Origin of the sequence: Sodalis sp. dw_96, assembly GCF_018449575.1 — a bacterium.
GTDB lineage: Bacteria > Pseudomonadota > Gammaproteobacteria > Enterobacterales > Enterobacteriaceae > Acerihabitans.
The window spans coordinates 79,176-100,200 of sequence record NZ_JAAVUT010000006.1 but is presented as its reverse complement, the minus strand read 5'-3'; the positions used below and the strand labels follow the sequence as shown (position 1 = coordinate 100,200).

General features: G+C 55.7%; 17 protein-coding genes. 11 read left to right on the top strand and 6 right to left on the bottom strand.

Annotated elements, in window-relative coordinates:
• Positions 1-6: 6 nt before the first annotated feature.
• From HB631_RS11580 to HB631_RS11535, 10 genes are all read left to right on the top strand, one after another.
• Entirely contained in the window at positions 7-759 is a 753-nt protein-coding gene (locus HB631_RS11580; RefSeq protein ID WP_213991310.1) for an ABC transporter permease subunit, read from the top strand.
• 284 nt (positions 760-1,043) lie between these two features.
• The gene (locus HB631_RS11575) at positions 1,044-2,267 is read left to right on the top strand and encodes a pyridoxal phosphate-dependent aminotransferase family protein (RefSeq protein WP_213991309.1); all 1,224 of its coding nucleotides are present in this window, start codon (positions 1,044-1,046) and stop codon (positions 2,265-2,267) included.
• Between the two features lie 23 nt (positions 2,268-2,290).
• Positions 2,291-2,722 carry a GNAT family N-acetyltransferase gene (locus HB631_RS11570; RefSeq protein WP_213991308.1) on the top strand — a complete coding sequence of 144 codons (432 nt, stop codon included), beginning with the start codon at positions 2,291-2,293 and terminating at the stop codon, positions 2,720-2,722.
• Between the two features lie 12 nt (positions 2,723-2,734).
• Positions 2,735-3,322 (top strand): hypothetical protein, encoded by a 588-nt coding sequence (locus tag HB631_RS11565; RefSeq protein WP_213991307.1) that lies wholly within the window; start codon positions 2,735-2,737, stop codon positions 3,320-3,322.
• Positions 3,323-3,397: 75 nt separating this feature from the next.
• The gene (locus tag HB631_RS11560) at positions 3,398-5,050 is read left to right on the top strand and encodes an amino acid adenylation domain-containing protein (protein WP_213991306.1); all 1,653 of its coding nucleotides are present in this window, start codon (positions 3,398-3,400) and stop codon (positions 5,048-5,050) included.
• 392 nt (positions 5,051-5,442) lie between these two features.
• The gene (locus HB631_RS11555) at positions 5,443-6,009 is read left to right on the top strand and encodes a spore coat protein U domain-containing protein (protein WP_213991305.1); all 567 of its coding nucleotides are present in this window, start codon (positions 5,443-5,445) and stop codon (positions 6,007-6,009) included.
• 18 nt (positions 6,010-6,027) lie between these two features.
• The gene (locus HB631_RS11550; RefSeq protein ID WP_213991304.1) at positions 6,028-6,561 is read left to right on the top strand and encodes a spore coat U domain-containing protein; all 534 of its coding nucleotides are present in this window, start codon (positions 6,028-6,030) and stop codon (positions 6,559-6,561) included.
• Positions 6,562-6,581: 20 nt separating this feature from the next.
• Complete coding sequence (locus HB631_RS11545) at positions 6,582-7,310, top strand: molecular chaperone (RefSeq protein WP_255556940.1); 729 nt, start codon at positions 6,582-6,584, stop codon at positions 7,308-7,310.
• 3 nt (positions 7,311-7,313) lie between these two features.
• A complete protein-coding gene (locus tag HB631_RS11540; protein ID WP_213991303.1) occupies positions 7,314-9,716 on the top strand; it encodes a fimbria/pilus outer membrane usher protein in 2,403 nt (800 codons plus the stop codon).
• Positions 9,717-9,726: 10 nt separating this feature from the next.
• Positions 9,727-10,710 (top strand): spore coat U domain-containing protein, encoded by a 984-nt coding sequence (locus tag HB631_RS11535; RefSeq protein WP_213991302.1) that lies wholly within the window; start codon positions 9,727-9,729, stop codon positions 10,708-10,710.
• Here the strand turns inward: HB631_RS11535 and HB631_RS11530 are convergent.
• Positions 10,707-11,144, bottom strand: a complete 438-nt coding sequence (locus HB631_RS11530; RefSeq protein ID WP_213991301.1) for a hypothetical protein — start codon at positions 11,142-11,144, stop codon at positions 10,707-10,709. The genes HB631_RS11535 and HB631_RS11530 overlap by 4 nt on opposite strands.
• 142 nt (positions 11,145-11,286) lie before the next feature.
• On the opposite strand from HB631_RS11530, the gene malZ reads away from it, so the two are divergent.
• Positions 11,287-13,395 carry a maltodextrin glucosidase gene (malZ, locus tag HB631_RS11525; protein ID WP_255556939.1) on the top strand — a complete coding sequence of 703 codons (2,109 nt, stop codon included), beginning with the start codon at positions 11,287-11,289 and terminating at the stop codon, positions 13,393-13,395.
• A 97-nt stretch (positions 13,396-13,492) separates the two neighbouring features.
• Here malZ and kdpD read toward each other — a convergent pair whose 3' ends face one another.
• The 5 genes from kdpD to kdpF are packed head-to-tail and all read right to left on the bottom strand — an operon-like array spanning position 13,493 to position 20,663.
• Positions 13,493-16,192 carry a two-component system sensor histidine kinase KdpD gene (gene kdpD / locus HB631_RS11520; RefSeq protein ID WP_213991300.1) on the bottom strand — a complete coding sequence of 900 codons (2,700 nt, stop codon included), beginning with the start codon at positions 16,190-16,192 and terminating at the stop codon, positions 13,493-13,495.
• 39 nt (positions 16,193-16,231) lie between these two features.
• Positions 16,232-16,807, bottom strand: a complete 576-nt coding sequence (kdpC, locus tag HB631_RS11515; RefSeq protein ID WP_213991456.1) for a potassium-transporting ATPase subunit KdpC — start codon at positions 16,805-16,807, stop codon at positions 16,232-16,234.
• A gap of 14 nt (positions 16,808-16,821) precedes the next feature.
• On the bottom strand, positions 16,822-18,870 hold the full coding sequence (gene kdpB, locus HB631_RS11510; RefSeq protein WP_213991299.1) for a potassium-transporting ATPase subunit KdpB: 2,049 nt from the start codon (positions 18,868-18,870) through the stop codon (positions 16,822-16,824).
• Between the two features lie 18 nt (positions 18,871-18,888).
• Positions 18,889-20,574, bottom strand: a complete 1,686-nt coding sequence (gene kdpA / locus HB631_RS11505; RefSeq protein WP_213991298.1) for a potassium-transporting ATPase subunit KdpA — start codon at positions 20,572-20,574, stop codon at positions 18,889-18,891.
• Positions 20,574-20,663 carry a K(+)-transporting ATPase subunit F gene (gene kdpF / locus HB631_RS27295; RefSeq protein WP_213991297.1) on the bottom strand — a complete coding sequence of 30 codons (90 nt, stop codon included), beginning with the start codon at positions 20,661-20,663 and terminating at the stop codon, positions 20,574-20,576. The genes kdpA and kdpF overlap by 1 nt, the downstream gene beginning before the upstream one ends.
• Positions 20,664-21,025: the final 362 nt, after the last annotated feature.

The window sequence follows — 21,025 nt, the reverse complement described above, 5'->3', positions numbered from 1 at the left end:
AAGCGAGTGTCCCGCTGGCTTGCGGTGCCGGCATTACTGTTGCTGGCGCTGCCCTTTCTCACGCTTATCGGCGTCACGCCCTGGCACGGGTTCCATCTCGCTTATGGCGACTGGGATTCCGTCGCCACGTCGCTGGGATTAAGCTGTATTTCCATTCCCCTTATCGTTCTTTTGGGAACGCCGCTGGCGCTTTGGCTGGCGCGCACCACGTCATTCATGCGCCATTGGGTGGAAATAATGGTGCTGATACCCCTGCTGACACCGCCCCTGGCATTGGGGATTTTACTGATATCGGTCTACGGCCCCTATGGCGCGCTGGGCGGCATCATCGCCCGCCTGGGCCTGTCGTTGACCAACAATGCCGGCGCTTTTGTGCTGGCGCAGGTCTACGGCGCACTGCCCTATTATGTCATGTCGGCCCGAGTAGCTTTCGAAGGTGTGCCGACGACGGTGGAAGAAGCGGCAAAAGTCCTCGGCGCGCCGCCATGGCAGATCCTGATACGCTTAACCTTGCCCCTGGCCCGTCAGGGATTAGCCACCGGCCTGGCCATCGCCTGGGTCAGGGTAGTGGGTGAATTCGGTATTGTCTTGGTATTCTCCTATTTCCCGCAGGGCATACCGGTGAAGCTCTACATCAATTTGCAAAACGACGGTATCGATGCGGTATATTCCTTATTGTGGCTGCTGTTGCTGGTCACGCTGCCTTTCCCGCTCTGGTGCCTGGTCAGTTCCCGCCGCAGGCTTAAACAACTACCCTAAAATTATGTCATTTAGAGACAGTATCAATGATGCGACATTGTCTGTGTAATAAAATGTCCCATTACATTCTTAGCCTCCTTCATATAAAAAATAAAAAATACTAAATTATTGATCCCTTAATATCTATATTTGTTAAATAACAATGTTTTTTAAAAAAATTAAAAATGCATTTGATTTTTGTTTTGCCATTATATAAAACTACGTTCGGCGGTAACGTGAATCGTTATCGAAAACAATTGCAAAAATAATAATGGCGCTATTATATGTATGAATTATTAAATGAAATGAGTGATAACATTAAATCCGGCGGCAGGAAAGATTTGTTTAAATTGCTGAATGAAAGCTCACAATATGATGTCACTATTTCAAAATCTCAAAATCGGGTATTCATTGACAAAAACGGCCACGAAATCATTGATTTCGCTTCGGGCAACTATCTCGGCTTCGACAAAAGGCAAGAAGAGTTGCTGCCGTCGGCCATACAGGCGGTAAAAGACTATGGCTTGCATACCGGCAGGGCAAGGCTGACGGGGCACTATGGCTTATGCCTGGAGCTTGAAGCGCGTTTAGCTCGCTTTATCCAGGCCGAAGATGCGCTGATAGTCACCAACACGTTTCTCGGCAGCATAGGGATTATCCCCGCGCTTTTGGAGGAAAATGACCTGGTGATAATGGATAAAGCCGCCCATGCCATCATGTTCCACGGTGCGCAGTTGGCAAGGGATAAAGGCGCTATATTAAAAAGCTACCCCCACGACGACCTGGATGAGCTCGAAACGCTGCTAAAATCCCATCGGCATGCACGGCATAAGTTGATTTGCCTGGATGGCGTCTACAGCATTACCGGTAACTATGTCAGATTGGCGGAAATACAGGCGCTTGCCCATAAATATAATGCTATATTATTTGTTGATGATGCCCATGGCTTCGGCATGCTCGGCAAGACGCAAAGCAGTCAGAACCCCTATGGAGACGGGTCGGGTATCGTCAATTTCCTCGACCTTTCCTATGATAATATTCTTTATATTGCCGGTACCGCCAAAAATATGGGTTGCGCCATGGCGTTTGCCGGCGTATCGAAAAAATTGAAAAATACCCTGCTTGCGTTCTCAAAACCATTGGACTACTCCCAGCAGCCCATTCCCTTTGCCTTTGGCTTGCTTAATGCCGGGCTGGACCTGCTGGCGCAAGAAGGTGATGCCATTAAATTAAAAATTCATGGCATGGTCAAAGAATTGTTAGCCGGATTGGCACAGCTTGGTTTTGAAACCTTCTGTCAAAATAATTTCCCCATTGTATCGGTTAAGATACCTAATACCGAAATGCTGACCACTTTTTCGAAAATTCTTTATTCGGACTATGGGCTTTATGTGACTTCATGCCCTTACCCCACCATGCCCAAAGGCAGCGAATGTATTCGCATGACCATTACCGCCATGAATGAACCTTGGCAATTGAAAAAAATCATCCAGGCATTTTCGGATCATAAAGATGAGATACTTTACTAATATTAATAAGGCTTAAACCCATAATGGCAATTTTTTATACCGATAAGCTCATTACGGCAATGGAATATAATGAGTTAAGAAGCAGCGTGGGGTGGTCCGAGCCAAACCACAGGCGTTCTGAACAAGCCCTTGAGCATTCATTATATATCTGCTCTGCTTACCAAGATCAACGGATTGTTGGCAGCGGTCGAGTCGTGGGAGACGGTTCACTGATTTTCTGCATAATGGATCTTATGGTTCACCCTGATTTTCAACATCGTTACGGTATAGGAGTACATATTCTACACAATATATTCCATTATCTGAAAGAAAACGCCTGTCCGGAAGCTGATATATTAGGTATGGCCGCAGTAGGGCGCGAGCGTTTTTATGAAAAAATGGGCTTTGTCATCAGGCCAACCAATTCATTAGGTGCCGGCATGAATATGCCCTACGCAGAATTATTAAAATATTAATTAGAAGAGTAAATGAAATTTATCAACAGTACCTATAAAAAAATGCTGAATGAAGATAGCATGAATATAGCAAGAGACTTTTTAAATACTGAAAAAGATTTTTTAAAATGCAAACTAGATCTCTTCAAAAATTACAAACAGGCGGTAGTCGTAGGCTGTGGCGATTACAATTATTATGAATTGATAGAATCAACCAATATAAGTTATCTCGGCATAGACCCTTATGCCGCCAGTGTTGAGGGTTCACAATTGATCAAAACCACCTTTGAGGAATATCTCGCTCAGAGAAACAACGATGAAAGTAAAATATTTATATTTTGGTTTAATGTGATAAGCCATTTGAATATGAATATAGTCGAAAAGTCCCGTGGGATACGTAAAGGCGACGTAATCATTAACTCCACGTGGAGTACAAAAAATACCTCGAAAATATTGCTTGAGAAATATTACTTAAGCATATTGCCAAACGATCAAAAAAATAGTTTCAACGTTGATCATATATTATCAAGAAACAGGTCAATCAAAGGCATGCTGGCAAAAGACAGCAGTTTTAGCACGCAAAGAATAAAAAATAATTTATTCGAGGTAGCAATAATTTAATTAATGATTCAGATAACATTAAGTCGAGATTTAATATTCAGCTCAAAGCAGTATCAAAAAGCATAAGGAATTAGTATGTCTACTCTTCTTCATGATGGATTTCACCGGTCCGTTGATCACTATCCAAACACAACGGCCATTGTGGATGAATACCAACATCGGACTACCTATCGGCTGCTTAATCGTAAAGCCAATCTGATCAGCGCTCACGTAAGTAATTTGAGTAATACCTTTGCTGTAAAAAATAACTTTATCGGCATATTGTCTCATGTAAATGTTAATGGTATCGCCAGCATTCTTGGCATTCTCAAGGCTAAAAAAACCTATGTGCCGATAGACCCCTATTATCCGGCACAATTGCTTATCAAAGTAATAACTAATTTGGACCTTGATATCCTGCTCGTCGACCGTCCTTTGTTAGAACAATTCCAACAGCAATTACCCCATTGCAATTTAAAATATGTGCTCGTTATCGAGGCCGATGCCTTCCCACGCTTATATACCTTTAAAGATGGAGCAATGGCCGAATTGTCGGCGGAGGCGATGGCAACCCATGCATCTTTCGGATCTTTTGAATCTATCGAGCGCTTGGAACCTAATGAATCTCTTGATACAACGGTTACTCTTAATCAAGTCTCGGACGATCTGGCATATATTCTTCATACTTCAGGGTCAACCGGGGTGCCAAAAGGCATAATGTTAAGTCATAGGAATGCGATGACTTTCGTGGATTGGATGCAAAAAGAATTCAGGCTCACCCAAAATGATCGCATCATTTCCCGAGCGCCGCTTAAATTTGATTTATCGGTATTCGATATTTTTAATACCTTGAGTGTGGGTGCGACATTAATTTGTTATGATTGGAATAAACGGCGGGACGACAGTATTAAACACCGGGACTATGTCACGCTTTTAGAAAATGAAAAAGCCACAATGCTTTATACCACGCCATCAACCCTACTGACATTGATGGAAAAAGGGCAGTTTTTGAAAAGCAAAAACCATCTGCGCACCATCATGTATGCCGGTGAACCCTTCCCGGTGCCCAAGCTTGAAAAACTAAAAAAACGTGCGCCTTATATTGCATTCGCGAACATTTATGGCCCCACTGAAACCAACATTATCACCTATCACTGGGTACAGGAAGATGATTTTCTGCGTGATAGTATCCCGTTAGGAAAAGTCGTTGATGATACCGAGATTATTGTGGTCAATGTCGACACTAACAAAATTTGCGATGCTAACGAAACAGGCGAATTATGGTGCAGGGGTGGGACCGTTACCCATGGTTATATCAACCAGCCCGAGCTAACGGCGAAGCACTATATCCTTAGCCCGTTTCATCCCTACCCGGTAAGATATTGGAGGACCGGGGATTATGGTTACCTGGACAATAATGGCGAGCTGCATTACAAAGGCAGAAGAGATCATATGTATAAAATCAATGGCTACCGTGTAGAAATTGGTGATATTGAAGCTGCCGTGGCCAGCCTGGAGGAAATACATGAACTGTGCATTACAATTTCAAAATCTGGCGATAAAAACGGTATAATCTGCCACTTTTCTCTGGTAGAAAATGCTTGTTTTAATGATGATAGCGCGCTGGCTCGTCTGAAAAACCTGATACCTTCCTATATGCTGCCGAATGTTTTCCTGGAATACAAAGAATTGCCTAAAACCTCATCTGGAAAAATTGATAGGGTATTGCTAAATCAATTTAGCGCATAGCATCCTTAGGAATATTTACCTAAACCGCACTTCGCGCCATTGCAGACACAGATAGGCAAATTAATCTTTGCCTTGACGCAATGCCGGCTTTGTAAAGTACCTAACCTGGCGTTAGGCCCCACCATGCGGCCGGCATGCCCATTACCTTGTCCGGGGATGAAACTTCCCAGGCGCTGATGTCCCTATGGTCATTTACACTATGCCACAGGCTGGCGGGCACTTATCCGGATTTTTATTTACCGAAATTTTATACTAATATTTTATTCAACTATATTCTATATAACCATAAAAAAATCCCTTACTGCCCTATAATTAACCATATATTATTAACCTATTAACCTATTTTCAGCATCAGGCGAAGAGCGCGTTCATTATTTTTAAAAGGAAATAAGATGAATATAAAGCTTTTAGTCATGGGCTGCGCCCTTGTATTCTGGCTGACCAATCCGGTGCGGGCGGTCACCACCAGCGGTTCGATAAACGCGACCCTCACGCTCACCAATGGCTGTCTGATAAACGGTAATCCCGCCTCTAACAATGCCAATTTCGGTACGCTGGATTTCGGTGTTTCCCCCGCCACTTTCGATACTCTGAATGCCACCCTGACCGGCGCCACCGGCAACGGCATCCGTATCCATTGCAGTAACGGCGCCACCTATACGGTGCAAATCACCGGCAGCAATGCCGCCCCCGGCACGGTTTACGGTGCCCAGAGCACCAGTCCGCGCTATCTGGTGTTAAATAATGACACCACCCAAGGCATTGCCTATACCCTGTATAACGACGCGGCGTACAACAATCCCATTACCAACAATGCCAATCTCATCCCCTCCGGCACCGCCGATCCCGTTAACGGCACAATCTTCCCGGTATATGGCCGGATTACCCAGGGCGGCAATAATACCGCCATCCCGGCGGGAACCTATACCGATGTCATTAACGTACAGGTGGTTTATTAATCGCGGGTAGCAGACCAGATGCAGGTCACGAAAAAGCGGTTTCCTCCCGCCTTGCTTTATTCCCTTTACGCCGCCCTGCTTGCGCTGTATGCCGGGCTGGTTCAGGCATTGCCCAGCCAATCATTCCAGGTATCGGCCTCGGTGGTGGCCGGTTGCCAGATCCAGGGCGGCGGCGGGGTATGGGGCACCTTGGATTTCGGCGTCTATTCGGCGCTAGATACCCGGCAGGTGGGTACCGGCTTCGTGCAAAACTCCGCGTTAACCATTGCCTGTACCCCGGGAACCACGTTGAATATCAGTATCGATGGCGGCAGTCATTACACCACCACCAGGAACCTCATGCTGCTGAACGGCACTGACCGGGTGGCTTACCGGCTTTACACCAGCGCCGTCTATTCGCCCGCCAGCGAGATCCCGGTTAATCAGTCTATTACTGTGGCTTTTGCCAATGCCGCTAATATCACGTTGCCGATTTACGGCCAACTGCAACTGGACGGCACCCATCAGGGGGGGACCTATAACGATGTCCTGTCGGTAGTGTTGTCCTGGTAATGTTTCAGAGGGATCTGAGGATGAGAATCTTGCCAACCGGCGGATGGATGCCGGCTTTTGTGTTATCCATGTTATGGCCGGCGCCGGCCCTCGGCGGACATTCGGTGCTCATTTGGCCGGTGGATCCCGTCATCACGGAAAATAGCCAGGGCGCCGAACTTTGGGTGCAGAACCGCGGCGAAGCCACTACCCTGTTGCAGATAAGGGTCTACGCCTGGCACCAGACGGCGGGGCGGGAACAGTATGCCGCTCAGCAAGACATTCAGCCCCTCCCTACCATGATCCGGCTCGAATCAGGGCAAAAACGGATAATACGCCTGATAAAGCGCTTGCCGCCCCCCGCGAACCGAGAACAGGCCTACCGGGTGCTGTTGGATGAGATACCGACCCCTTATGGTCATCCGGATGAAAAATCCCATGCGCTTAATTTCCAGATGCGTTATTCCATCCCCCTGTTTGTCTACGGCCGGCAAAGTTCTCCCGATAGCGGGACGCCGATATTGAGCTGGCGGCTGGTTACGGAGTCGGGCAGCCCCTACCTGGAAATTACCAACGGCGGTCCCGTACACGCCCGGCTCAGTAAAACACGCCTGGGCAAATATACTCTCACCGACGGGCTGCTGGGCTATGTGTTGGCCGGCTCCAGCCATCGTTGGCCGCTCAAGAGCAAGGTTCCCCCGCAGGCGTCGCTGGAAACCAGCGTGGATAACCGCAATACCGTCTGGCGCAGTATGGCTGACGCCCGTTAAACCATGGACCGGCCCCCGCACCCTTTACTGAGCCGTGTCTCTTTGGCCCTTACCGGCTTTTGCGGTTTGCTCACGCCCCTGGCCGGCGGCGCAGAAACCTTCGATACCCTGCCCCCGCCGCCAACGGTGGCCCCGGGGCAGACGCGCCAGCGCCATATGCTGGAACTGGTGGTCAACGAATTCGACAGCGGGCGGATTGTGCCGGTGGAGTTCGACAACGGACATTATCTGCTGAGTTCGGCGGATTTGGCCCAGGCCGGATTACCCACCGATCAGTTGGCGGCGGTGGAAACCGACGTCACCACCATGGCGCAAGTGAACGTCGTCTATGACCGGCAAAGGCGGCTATTGAAATTAACCGTGCCGCCGGAATGGCTGCCGCAGCAAACGTTTTACGGCGCGCCGGGAAGCCCGCGCCATGAAGCAATGACCAGTACCGGCGCCCTGCTCAATTATGATATTTACGGCAGTCGTATCAATCATGGCGCTACGCGCGTTTCCGCCTGGAATGAATGGCGATTGTTTGGCCAATTCGGTCATTTCTCCACCGACGGCGTGATTGAATGGCAGCGTGCCGGTGCCGGTGCCGGCAACGCCGCCAAGGATTACATACGTTATGATACTTACTGGGCCGATCAGGACGAGGAACGCTCCTTAAGCTGGAAAACGGGGGATGTCATCACCAACGCCTTATCCTGGAGCGGCAGCGTGCGTATTGGTGGGATACAAATAGCCAGGGACTTTGCGCTGCGACCGGATCTCGTTACCTACCCGTTGCCCTCGTTTGCCGGCCGGGCGGCGGTTCCTACCGCGGTTGATCTGTTCGTCGACGGCTATCGGGCCGGCAGCAATGAGGTCCGGCCCGGCCCCTTCGCCTTTAACAACCTGCCGTTCATTAACGGGGCGGGGGAAGCGGTGGTGGTCACCACCGACGCCTTGGGCCGCCGGGTCACCACCACGCAGCCCTTTTATGTTTCCAGCAGTTTATTGAAACCGGGCCTGCCGGATTACTCCCTTGCCGTCGGCGCGCTGCGCCGGTCCTACGGATTACGCAACGCCGACTACGCTACCCTGGTGGCCAGCGGATCCTACCGGCAGGGTATTAACGATGAATGGACGCTGGAAAGCCATGGCGAAGGGGCGCAATCCCTGGCGCTGGGAGGAGCGGGCAGTCTGTATAAGCTGGGACGCTGGGGGGTGGTGAACGGCGCCGTCACCCGCAGCCGAATGTACGGCGACAATGGCGGCCAATATGACTGGGGTTATGACTATAACAACCGTTACTTCAGTCTGGGCATGAGGCATACGCTACGCAGCGGCCATTTCGGCAACCTGACGATACTGGACAGCGGTGCGCATCACATGTCCGATGCCCTGTGGACCCTTAATCGCCGCAGCGGGCAATATTACGCCAGCCTGTCGCTGGAGCCCTACGGCAGCGTAGGCGCGACTTATATCGATATTCGCAGCGCGGCGGGAGAAACCATCCGCCTGTGGAACGCCTCCTGGAGTAAATCCGTTTGGCGCGAATCCAGCCTGTTTATCACCGCCACTTACGATCCCGGGCAGCGTGACTATTCCGGCGCCGTCTCGTTGGTGATTCCCTTCGGCTCGCTTACCAGCGCCAGCGTCGGCCTGGAGCGCGATCGCCCCGGCGGCACCACCCAGCGCGCCTCGGTGACCCGCGCCATGCCCAGCGACGGCGGCTTCAGTTGGGATCTCTCCTATGCCCGTCAGCAGCGTGAGAGCGATTATCGCCAGGCTACCCTCAACTGGCGCAATACCCGGCTTAAAACCTCCGCAGGGTTGTTCGGTTATGGTGGCAGCGGCACCTTATGGGGAGATATGAACGGCGCGCTGGTATTGATGGACAGCCATTTACTGGCGGCGGACCAATTAAGCAATGCCTTTACCCTGGTGAAAACCGATTATCCCGATATTCCGGTGCGTTATGAGAATCAGTTGGTGGGAAGCACCAACGCACAGGGTTATCTGCTGGTGCCGGGGATCAGCGCCTATTATCCTGCGAAATACGATATCGATATCCGGGCGCTGCCTTTGGATCTGTCGGCGGAAAACGTGGAGCAGCGCGTGGCGGTGCGCCGCAGAAGCGGCTATTTGTTGCATTTCCCCATCGAACCGCTGCGCGCCGCCACTATCATCTTCCACGATCAACAGGGTCAGCCGCTGCCGGCCGGCAGTCAACTACTCCGCGACGGCCAGCCCATAGACTATGTGGGCTGGGACGGCAGTGCCTGGGTGGATAATCTCGGCGCGAAAAACACTCTGCGCGCCGTCACACCGGACGGTCGCCGTTGTACGACCCGCCTGGCCCTGCCCGGCGGCAAACCACAACCTTTACGGACCTACGGACCGCTGACATGCACTCTTTCCCCTACCCTATGAGGAGCCCGTTATGACCCGCTTAGGGTTATCCGCCCTGATGATGCTTTGTATCGTCCTGTGCTGGCGCGCCCAGGGCGCCTGCCAACTGCCGCCGTCATCCGCCGGCCTGGGCACGGTGACATCCTTTACCGTTAACAGCAGTGTTTCCTCCACCAGCGGCAATATCAATCTCAACTGCGGTTCAGGCAGTACCCTGTCGCTGCTGGGCAATAATTACATTCGGCTACAGCTGACCGGCGCCACCAATATCAGCGGCGGCCGGGCGGTGTTAAAACATGATAACGGCAACGACGGCATCCCGATTCAGCTGTGCTCCACCGCCAACTGTTCGACCGAGCTGACGGTGAACGGTCCGCCGGTCAGCTTTAATTCGGGCCAATTGGTAAACCTGATCGGGCTGATGGGGGGATTAAATTTCTCCCTTCCGCTTTATATCCGCACCCTTACCGGCCAGAACGTGGCCGCCGGCAGCTATATCGGCACCCTGAACGTGCTCACCAGTTATGCGATTTGTACCGGCATCGGCGCCGCGGGCCAGTGCATGCCCGGCGGCCTTCAGTCTGGTTCCGCGGTGGAGCCCATGACCGTCAGCCTTGCTATTACCAACGACTGCATCACCATTACCGCCCCCAATATCAACTTCGGTAACGCGCCCCTGGTGACCGCATTCAGTACCGTATCCCAGACGATTACGGTGATTTGCACCAAAGGCAGCAACTATACCGTTGGGCTGAATAACGGCAACAATGCGGTGAACAATGTCCGGAACATGGCCAACGGCGGTTCTCTTATCAGCTATGATATTTTTAAAGGCAGCGGCGGCAACCGCTGGGGCGACACCGGGGGCGATCGCTGGTCCAGCAGCCTGGCCAGTGGCGTCAGCAGCGACGGTACCCTGCGCTCCTATAACTATGTGGCCGAAATTTTATCCGGTCAGGCCACGCCGCCCCCCGGCACCTATAGCGATAACCTGGTGGTGGATCTCTCCTTTTAACAGGCTCGGTCCAGCTTAGGTGATGGCGGGCCTACCATGCCAAGGGGCGCTCGGGCGGGCAGAAAAATCATGCCCGCTTCGACCCCTTCGGCATGCTCTCCCTTTAACACACCCGGTTCAGGCTCCGGTGATCGCGGGCCTACCATGCCAAGGGGCGCTCGGGCGGGCAGAAAAACCATGCCCGCTTCGACCCCTTCGGCATGCTCTCCCTTTACCAGGCCCGGTTCAGGTTCCGGTGATCGCGGGCCTACCATGCCAAGGGGCGCTCGGGCGGGCAGAAAAACCATGCCCGCTTCGGCCCCTTCGGCATGCTCTCCCTTTAACACACCCGGTCCAGGTTCCGGTGATCGCGGGCCTATCATGCCAAGGGGCGCTCGGGCGGGCAGAAAAACCATGCCCGCTTCGACCCCTTCGGCATGCTCTCCCTTTAACACACCCGGTTCAGATTCCGGTGATCGCGGGCCTGCCCCTCCTCATCCCCCCGGCTCCCCCCTGTTTGCGAGCAGGGGAGAGGAGGGAGAACCGATCGGTATATGGCAAAGTAGGTTGTTTTAGGCATCAAAAAGAGGGTTATGTATGTTGCAGGCCTGGCATCTTCCGGTGGCACCTTTTCTTCAAAAGCGCAACCGGCATCTTATCCTCACTCTGTGGCTGGCGGGAGATGAACTGCCGGATGCCGCGCTGTTGCGTTATGAGCAGGACAATGAAGAGTGGCTCCTTCCCATGCAGCTTCTGCCGGAGCAGTCCGGCCTCCGCTATCGGCGATACCGTACCGAGATTCCCTTGGACACCGGGCAGCCGCGCCGGCGTTACTGTTTCAAATTGCTCTGGCCAGAGAGCCAGCGCTGGTTCACGCCGCTGGGTTGGAACGCCGCGCCGCCGGGGCAGATGTCGCAATTTGCCGTTGATCTGCCCGATGAGGGACCACAATGGGTGGCGGATCAGGTGTTCTACCAGATTTTCACCGACCGCTTCGCCGCCGGTGCACATCACGGCGGCCCCGATGAACGGGGCATGCCGATCACCGAAGCGCGTTCAGGGCCAGCTGAGCCGGGAGCAGTCCGTCAAGCCGCGGCGCCAAGCGATAACGACGGTTCCGATCAGACGATAGCGGCGGCCGACAATCACAGATCCCACCCAGCGATGGCAGCGGCCGATAACCAGGGTTTCCATCAGGCGCTGGCTGCAACGGATAGCCACGGTCCCCATCAGGCGCTGGCTGCAACGGATAGCCACGGTCTCCATCAGGCGGTAGCGGCGGTGGATAACGATCTTCAGCCGGGGGAGCCGTCGACGGCATGCGCCCACGGCTGGGGGCAAGAATTTGACCAACAAGGCAGCGCCGCAACCTTTTTCGGCGGCGATCTGCCCGGCGTGGTGGCGAAGCTGCCCTGGCTGACCCGGCTCGGCGTGACCGCCCTGTATTTTAACCCGATATTTTCCGCCCCCAGCGTTCATAAGTACGATACCGCCGATTACCGGCATGTGGATCACCGGTTTGGCGGCGATCGGGCGCTGCTGCGGCTGCGCAAGGCCACCCAGCGGCTTAAAATGCGCCTGATCCTGGACGGGGTATTTAACCATACCGGCGAAACCCACCCCTGGTTCGATCGTCATGACCAGGAGGATAGCGGCGCCTGTCATCACCCCGATTCACTCCACCGGCAATGGTACAGCTTTACCGCCGAAGGCGAGGCGCTGGACTGGAAAGGCCATGCCAACCTGCCGAAGCTCGATTACGCCGCTTCCCCGCTGGTGCACGAAATCTACAGCGGCCGGGACAGCGTGGTGCGCCACTGGCTGCGTCCCCCCTGGCAAATAGACGGCTGGCGGCTGGACGTGGCGCATATGCTGGGAGAATCCGGCGGATCAAAAAACAATTTGCACCATATCGACGGCATCACCCGGGCGGCAAAATCGGTAAACCCGCAATCCTATATCGTGGGGGAACATTTCGGCGACGCCCGCCCCTGGCTGCAGGCGGACGCGGAGGACGCCGCGATGAACTATCGCGGCTTCACCCTGCCGATCTGGGCCTTTCTGGCCGGCAAGGATATTGCCGGCCATCCGGTATCCCTGACGGCGCAGGAGTGCGCCCAGTGGCTGGAGGAGTATCGCGCCGGTTTGTCCCATCAGCAGCAGCTGCGTATGTTCAATCAATTGGACAGCCACGATACTCCCCGGTTTATCACGGTGCTCGGCCCTCATCGCCGGCGCCTGCCGCTGGGTGTGGTCTGGCTGTTCTGCTGGCCGGGGGCGCCCTGTATCTATTACGGTGATGAAGTGGGATTGGACGGCGGCAACGACCCCTTTTGCCGTAAACCCTTCCCCTGGCGTGAGGCGGATCAGGACCAGGAGCTGCTGGCGCTATACCGTCGCCTGGCCTGGCTGCGCCATGACAGCCCGGCGCTACGCTACGGCGGATGCCAGATAGTGCTGGCCCGGCAAGATCTGCTGGTATTTGCCCGCGTCTATCAACAAGAACGGATCCTGGTGGCAATGCAGCGCGGCGAGGGCGGACAAACGGCGTTGCCCTGGTCGCCGTTGCTGTCCGGGGTGGCTTGGCAACGGCTGGAGGGGGAGGGCATCATGACCTGCGACGGGCTGGTCCTGCCGGATGACAGCGTCACCCTGTGGCGGGGCAAGGCGGTGCCCCGGCGCCGCCTTGCCGGGAACAATCATTAGACGCGCGGGCCGGATGCGGGTCCACTCTCGCCGTACACTTCCCCCCCGATGGAGGGCTACGTCCCGGGACCGATACCGGCGCGCTTCCGGGAATTAATCACTCCGCCGTCGACGCTTTCTCCGGCTCGTCCGGCTCGTCCGGCATGACGGGCGGTTGTCCCATGGGCAATTGAATATAAAAACAGGCGCCCCCTTCCGGCCGGTTGCCGGCGCGGATATGCCCGCCGTGCATTTCGACGATGGCTTTGCAAATGGCCAGCCCCAATCCCACGCCGGGGACCGCCGACTCTTTATTGCCGCGGGCGAACTTTTCAAAAATGGCGGTTTCCTGTCCCTCCGGAATACCGGGGCCGCTGTCCCAAACCTCAATGTCCAGACGATCCTGATGCTGTTCGGCCCGGATACCCAACTGCGCATTCGCGCCGGCGTATTTCAGGGCATTCTCCAGCAGGTTGTTGAAAACCCGTTCCAACAACGGGCCGTCGGCGTTAATCAGCAGCAGTTGGTCCGGCAGATCGAGCTGGACCTGGCGTCCGTTCAGCAACGGTTCCATGATTTTCAACGTGCCGCCCACCACTTCTTCCAGCGCCACCCACTCCGTGCGCAGGTTAATGCCCCCCGACTGAATCCGCGCCATATCCAGCAGATTATTCACCAGACGAATGGTGCTCAGGGTCTGCTGACGAATCTGGCTGGCCTGCGGCGCATATTTCGAACCGTCCGCCGCCAAATCCAGCGTCAGTATCTCTGACTGGCCGAACAGCACCGTTAACGGCGTGCGCAAATCATGGGACAAGGCCGCCAGCAGAGAATTGCGCAGCTCTTCACGTTCGGCGGACAGCCGGGCGCGCTCTTCGCGCCGGGTGAGTTCCATACGCTCCAGCGCCCCGGCAAGCAGCACGGTGAAGGTTTCCAGCATGCGTTGCTGTTCGGGGATCATCAACTGGCGCAGATTCGCCGGCTCAATCACCAGCAGGCCGAGGGCGGCGCCGGAGATTTTGAGCGGCAGCATCTGCCAGGGAACCCCCGGCAGCGTATCCGTACCGGCGCCTGCGGGCAGGCCCCGGTCAAAGCTCCAACGGGCGATGGCGCGGTCGGGAATCGAGGAGAGGTTTGCTTCACCCACCGTGCTGAGTTCTCCGTTTTCCTGGGGTAATAACAGCTCGCTGCGCGCCTGCAAGGTAATATTGATAATCCGCTGGCAGGTGGCGACGATATCGTTCATCCCCCGTGCGCTGCTCAACGCACGGGACATTTCGTACAGATGCCGGGCCCGCTGTTCCCGATAGCGTGCCACCCGGGCCTGATAGCGGACCCCCGCCGTCAGATTGCCGATGATGATACCCACCGCCAGCATCACGCCGAAGGTGACCAGATACTGCACGTCCGACACCGCCAGGGTGCCGGTGGGGGCGACAAACACCATGTCGAAAACCACGATGTTCAGCATCGTCGCCACCACCGAAGGCCAGCGGCCGTAGCGCAGGGCCACCAGCACCACCCCCAGCAGATAAATCATCGCCAGGTTAACGGCATCCACGCCGGGCAGCAGCCATTTGCCGCCGAGGGTAATCAGCGCGCACAGCAGCACCGCCGCCAGGCAGCCCCGAACCTGCACTCGCCATTTATCGATAAACGACCGATTATCCAACAGCGGACCGGGGGCGGCTTCGACCCGCTCGTCCAGGGCAACGATCACCAGATCAAGGTCCAGGCCGAGCCGCCCCAGCCTGTCGGCGAAACTGTCCCGCCGCCAGCGCCGCACCGGTCGTCGGCCGATGATGATTTTACCGAGGTTATGCTCCCGGGCGTAACGCAGCACCGCCTTGACTTCATCGGGATCCGACAGGGTGGCCGTTTCCGCCCCGAGATCCTGGGCCAAACGCAGGGTACGCAGGATATTGCGGCGGCGCGGTTCAGACAGACGGTGCGAAACCGGGGTTTCCACATACACCGCGTGCCAAACGCTGCCGAGCTTGGCCGCCAGCCGGGCCGCGGTGCGCACCAGTTTTTCGCTGCCGGCGTTATTGCCGATGCACAGCAAGATGGCGTCCCGGGTATGCCAGACCTTTTCCCGGCCCTGAACATCCCGCCAGGCGCGCATTTGTAAGTCGACCCGATCGGCGGTGCGGCGCAACGCCAGTTCCCGCAGGGCAAACAGGTTGCCTTTACGGAAAAAATTCTCAATGGCCCGTTCGGCGCGATCGCCGATATACACCTTGCCCTCTTTCAGCCGCTGCAGCAGATCGTCGGGGGGCAAATCCACCAGCACCACTTCATCGGCGGAATCAAAAAAGGGATCCGGCACGGTTTCCCTTACCCGGATGCCGGTAACGCCGCTGACGATATCGTTCAGGCTTTCCAGATGCTGGACATTAACCGTGGTGATAACATCGATACCGGCGTTCAGCAGTTCGTCAACATCCTGCCAACGCTTCGGATGACGGGAACCGCGGGCATTGGTATGCGCCAGTTCATCCATCAGGATCACCGCCGGACGGCGGGCCAGCGCCGCATCCAGATCGAACTCCTGATGCTGGTGACGCCCGGCGGCCCGCCTGGGCAGAACCGCAAGCCCTTCAAGCTGCGCCGCGGTTTCCGCCCGTCCGTGGGTTTCCACTACCCCCACCAGAACATCCAGTCCCTGGGCACGCAGACGACGAGCCTCCTGCAGCATCGCCCAGGTTTTACCCACCCCGGCGCAGGCGCCGAAATAGACTTTCAGTTTACCCCGGCGCTGATTGCCGGCTTGCAATAACAGCGCATCGGGATCGGGACGCTGTTGTTCCTCGTTCATGCGGGCTCCTTGCTGGCTGATGGAAATGGGGGCATCCCATTATGGCCGCGGAACGGAATCCAGCGCGATATTCAGTTCCAGTACATTCACCGTCGGATCGCCGAGGAAATACAGCGGCGGACGGGAAGTATTTTCTTCGATCAACCGTTGCACCTGTTCAAGGGGCAAACGGCGCGCCGTTGCCACACGCTGCGCCTGCCACTGCGCGGCGGCGGGAGATATATCCGGGTCGAGCCCGCTGCCGGAAGCGGTAACCAAATCCACCGGGACCGGCGGGGCGGCCAGGGGATTGGCGGCGCGCAGGTCGGCTACCCGTTGCTTAATCGCCGTATCCAACGCCGGATTGCTTGCCGCCAGGTTACTGCCTGAGGACGCCAATGCATTATAGGAGCCATCCGACGTGGCGGACGGACGGCCCTGAAAATATTCCGGACGGACAAATGATTGGCCGATCAGGGAAGAACCGCGTATTTCGCCGCCGATATCCAGCAGCGACCCCTGCGCCTGGTCGGGGAACCACCACTGCCCCAGCGCGCCGGTGAGCAGGGGGTAAACCGCGCCGGTAATCAGCGTCAGCAAAATCATCAACAGCACGGCGGGACGTAATTGACTCATCATAATTCCTCTTTTTAGGCCAGGCCCGCGACGGTCAGCACAATATCAATAAGTTTGATGCCGACGAAAGGCACCAACAGGCCGCCCACGCCATAAATCAGCAAATTACGGCGCAACAGCGCGGCGGCGCTCATCGGGCGATAACTTATTCCCTTTAGCGCCAGGGGGATCAGGAACACAATCACCAGCGCGTTAAAGATCACCGCCGACAATATCGCCGAACCGGGGGAATGCAGGTGCATCACATTCAGCCGGTTCAGCTCCGGATAGGTCACGGCAAATGCCGCCGGGATAATGGCGAAATACTTGGCGACGTCATTGGCGATACTGAACGTGGTCAGCGAACCGCGCGTCATCAGCATCTGTTTGCCGATGTGCACCACTTCCAGCAATTTGGTGGGATTTGAATCCAGATCCACCATATTGCCCGCCTCCTTGGCCGCCTGGGTACCTGAGTTCATGGCCACCGCCACGTCCGCCTGGGCCAGGGCCGGGGCGTCATTGGTGCCGTCGCCGGTCATCGCCACCAGCCGCCCCTCGGCCTGATATTGCCGGATCAGCGCCAGCTTGGCTTCCGGCGTGGCTTCCGACAGGAAATCATCCACCCCCGCCTCGGCGGCGATTGCCGCCGCGGTCAACGGGTTGTCGCCGGTTATCATCACCGTCTTGATGCCCATGCGGCGCAGTTCGGCGAAACGCTCTTTAATGCCGCCCTTGACGATATCCTTCAGCGCCACCACCCCCATCACCCGGGCATCTTCCGACACCACCAGGGGCGTGCCGCCGCCGCGCGCCACCTCTTCCACCATCCGGGTCACGTCGGCGGGGAATCGGCCGCCGTTGGACTCGATATGCCGGCGAATGGAATCCACCGCCCCTTTGCGGATCATGCGCTTCTGTAAATTCACCCCGCTCATGCGGGTCTGGGCCGAGAAGGGGACAAAGGTGGCATCCAGACGTTGTATATCAAGCTCCCGCAAATTGAATTTCTGTTTCGCCAGCACCACGATACTGCGGCCCTCCGGCGTTTCATCCGCCAGGGACGCCAGCTGCGCTGAGGTGGCCAGCTGTTGCTCACTCACCCCCGGCGCCGGGATGAACCGGGTGGCCTGGCGATTCCCCAGGGTGATGGTGCCGGTTTTGTCCAGCAGCAAAACATCGATATCACCCGCCGCCTCGACGGCGCGGCCGCTGGTGGCAATCACATTGGCCCCCAGCATCCGGCTCATCCCGGCCACGCCGATGGCGGACAGCAAACCGCCGATGGTGGTGGGGATCAGGCACACCACCAGAGCCACCAGCACCGTGACGCTTACCGGTTCGCCGCCCCAGGCTGAAAAAGGCCAAAGGGTGGCGGTAGCCAGGAATAACACAATAGTCAGCGCCACCAGCAAGATGGTCAGGGCGATCTCATTGGGGGTTTTGCGGCGCTTGGCCCCCTCCACCATGGCAATCATACGGTCAAGGAAGGTCTCGCCGGGGTTAACGCTGCAGCGAATCACCAGCCAGTCGGACAAAATACGCGTCCCGCCGGTAACGGAGGCAAAATCCCCCCCCGCCTCGCGGATCACCGGTGCGGATTCACCGGTGATGGCGCTCTCATCCACTGAAGCTCCCCCTTCCAGTACCTCACCGTCGCAAGGGATGATATCCCCCGCTTCCGACAGCACCACGTCCCCTTTGCGCAGTGAATCCGCCGCCACTTTCTGCTGTTCGGCATTGTAATGGGGGCTGGCGAGCTTTTTGGCCCAACTGCTTTTTTGTACCCCTCGCAGGCTTTCCGCCTGGGCCTTACTGCGTCCTTCCGCCAGCGCTTCGGCAAAATTGGCGAACAGCACGGTAAACCACAGCCAAACGGAGATGGCCGCCGAAAAACCGGCGGATCCGGCGGTCAGCTTCGCCGCCATCGCCATGGCCAGCAGCGTGGTCAAAATACTGCCCAGGTACACCACAAACATCACCGGATTGCGGAACTGCACCCGCGGATCCAGCTTTTTAAAGGCATCTACAATGGCGACACGCACTAACGCCGCGTCAAACAAGGTCTTTTGATTACGACTCATGGAAAGTTTCTCCGGCGATTAATGACCAAACAGTTGCAGATGTTCCGCGATCGGGCCGAGCGCCAGGGCGGGGATAAAGGTCAGCGCGCCCACCAGCATCACCGTACCGATCAGCAGCGAAATAAACAGCACACCGTGCGTCGGCAAGGTTCCGTTGCCCACCGGCTGTATTTTTTTCACCGCCAGCGAACCGGCAATAGCCATCACCGGCACGATGAACGCATAGCGGCCCAGCAGCATGCACACCGCCAACAGCATGTTCCAGAACGGCGTGTTGGTGCTCAGGCCGGCAAAGGCGCTGCCGTTATTATTGGCGGCGGAGGAGACGGCATAGAGCACTTCGCTAAAACCATGGGTGCCGGGATTCGACATTCCGGCGCGGCCGGCGGCGGTCATCATGGCCAGCGCCGTGCCCAGCAGTGCCAGCGACGGGGTGATAAGGATCGCCAGGGCGGTCATTTTCATTTCCCACACGTTGATTTTTTTACCGAGATATTCCGGCGTACGGCCAATCATCAGCCCGGCGATAAACACCGCCAGCAGCACGAACAGCAGCATGCCGTATAAGCCGGAGCCCACGCCGCCGAATATCACTTCCCCCAATTGAATCAGCCACATCGGCACCATACCGCCCAGGGCAGTAAAGGAGTCGTGCATGGCGTTCACCGCCCCGCAGGACGCCGCCGTCGTGATGGTGGCAAACAGGCTGGAATTGAGGATACCGAACCGGGTCTCCTTGCCCTCCATATTGAGGGCGCTGTCGGCGCCGAGGGCCAGCAAATGCGGATTACCGTTTACTTCAGCCCACATCACCGCCGCCGCCGCCACGATAAACATCACCGACATGGCCCACAGCAGCGCGTGTCCCTGGCGCCGATCGCGGACCCCATCGCCAAAAGCGAAGCAGAGCGCGGCGGGAATCAGGAAGATGGCGATCATTTGAACAAAATTGGTCAGGGCATTGGGGTTTTCGAACGGATGAGCGGAATTCACATTAAAAAAGCCGCCGCCGTTGGTGCCCAGCATCTTGATGGCTTCCTGCGAGGCCACCGGCCCCATGGGCAGGGTTTGCTTCACGCCTTCAAGGGTGTGTATCTGCAGGTAATCCGCCCAATTCTGCGGGCTGCCCTGGCTGATGAATATCAGGGCGATAATCAGCGAAATCGGCAACAGCACATAGAGGGTGATACGGAACATATCCCGCCAGGCGTTGCCCAGTGTCGCCATTGAACGATTGGCGAACCCCCGGATCAAGGCGAAGGCGACGGCGATACCGGTGGCCGCGGAAAAAAAGTTCTGCACCGTTAATCCCGCCATCTGGCTGAAATAACTCATGGTGCTTTCACCGCCATAGGATTGCCAGTCGGTATTGGTGGCAAAACTAATGGCGGTATTGAGCGCCAAATCCCAGGACAGGCCGGGCAAGTGCTGGGGGTTTAACGGCAAGACACCCTGAAACATCAAGAGGGCGAACAGGATCAGAATGCCCAGTGCGTTAAACAACAGCACGGCGGTTAAATATCCGCGCCACCGCATACTGTTGGTGCCGACGCCGCATACGCGCCATAACAGCCGCTCAACGCCGGCGAAACCCGGCGCCGGCCTGTCATTAATCAATCCCGTCAGTCCCCGGCCCAAAGGACGGGCCAGGATCATCAACACCACCATATAACCGGCAAGCAATAAAAATGCGCTGGCAGCCATCAGAACTCCTCCGCCTTAACCAGGGCATAAACCAAATAGCCCAGCAATAAAAAAACCAGCACAATGCCGGTTATCAGAGAAAGATTCACAGTGCGTCTCCACAAGGGAATTGAAGTAGGACTAAGTGTAAAGTTTTGTATGAAAAGGCCGTGTAAAATTAATGGCGCGGCGTGTAAAAATAATATAAAAATAGTCTCTATTCCCAATAGCATCGATTAAGATGTCTTTTATTCAGCCTGCACCTCATATACAAAAAATTTATACTCCCAAGGGCAATTTTTACGACTTTTTTATTTCACACCGATTATGTTTATCATAATGCGTTGATGGAAAATATTCCTCGCGGGGGAATATCTATTTTATCACCATAAAATATCGGTGATTTAAGAAATATAAAAAAAATGAATATGACTCGTTATTTTAATATAAATTAGAAGAAGCCTGTGGCGGG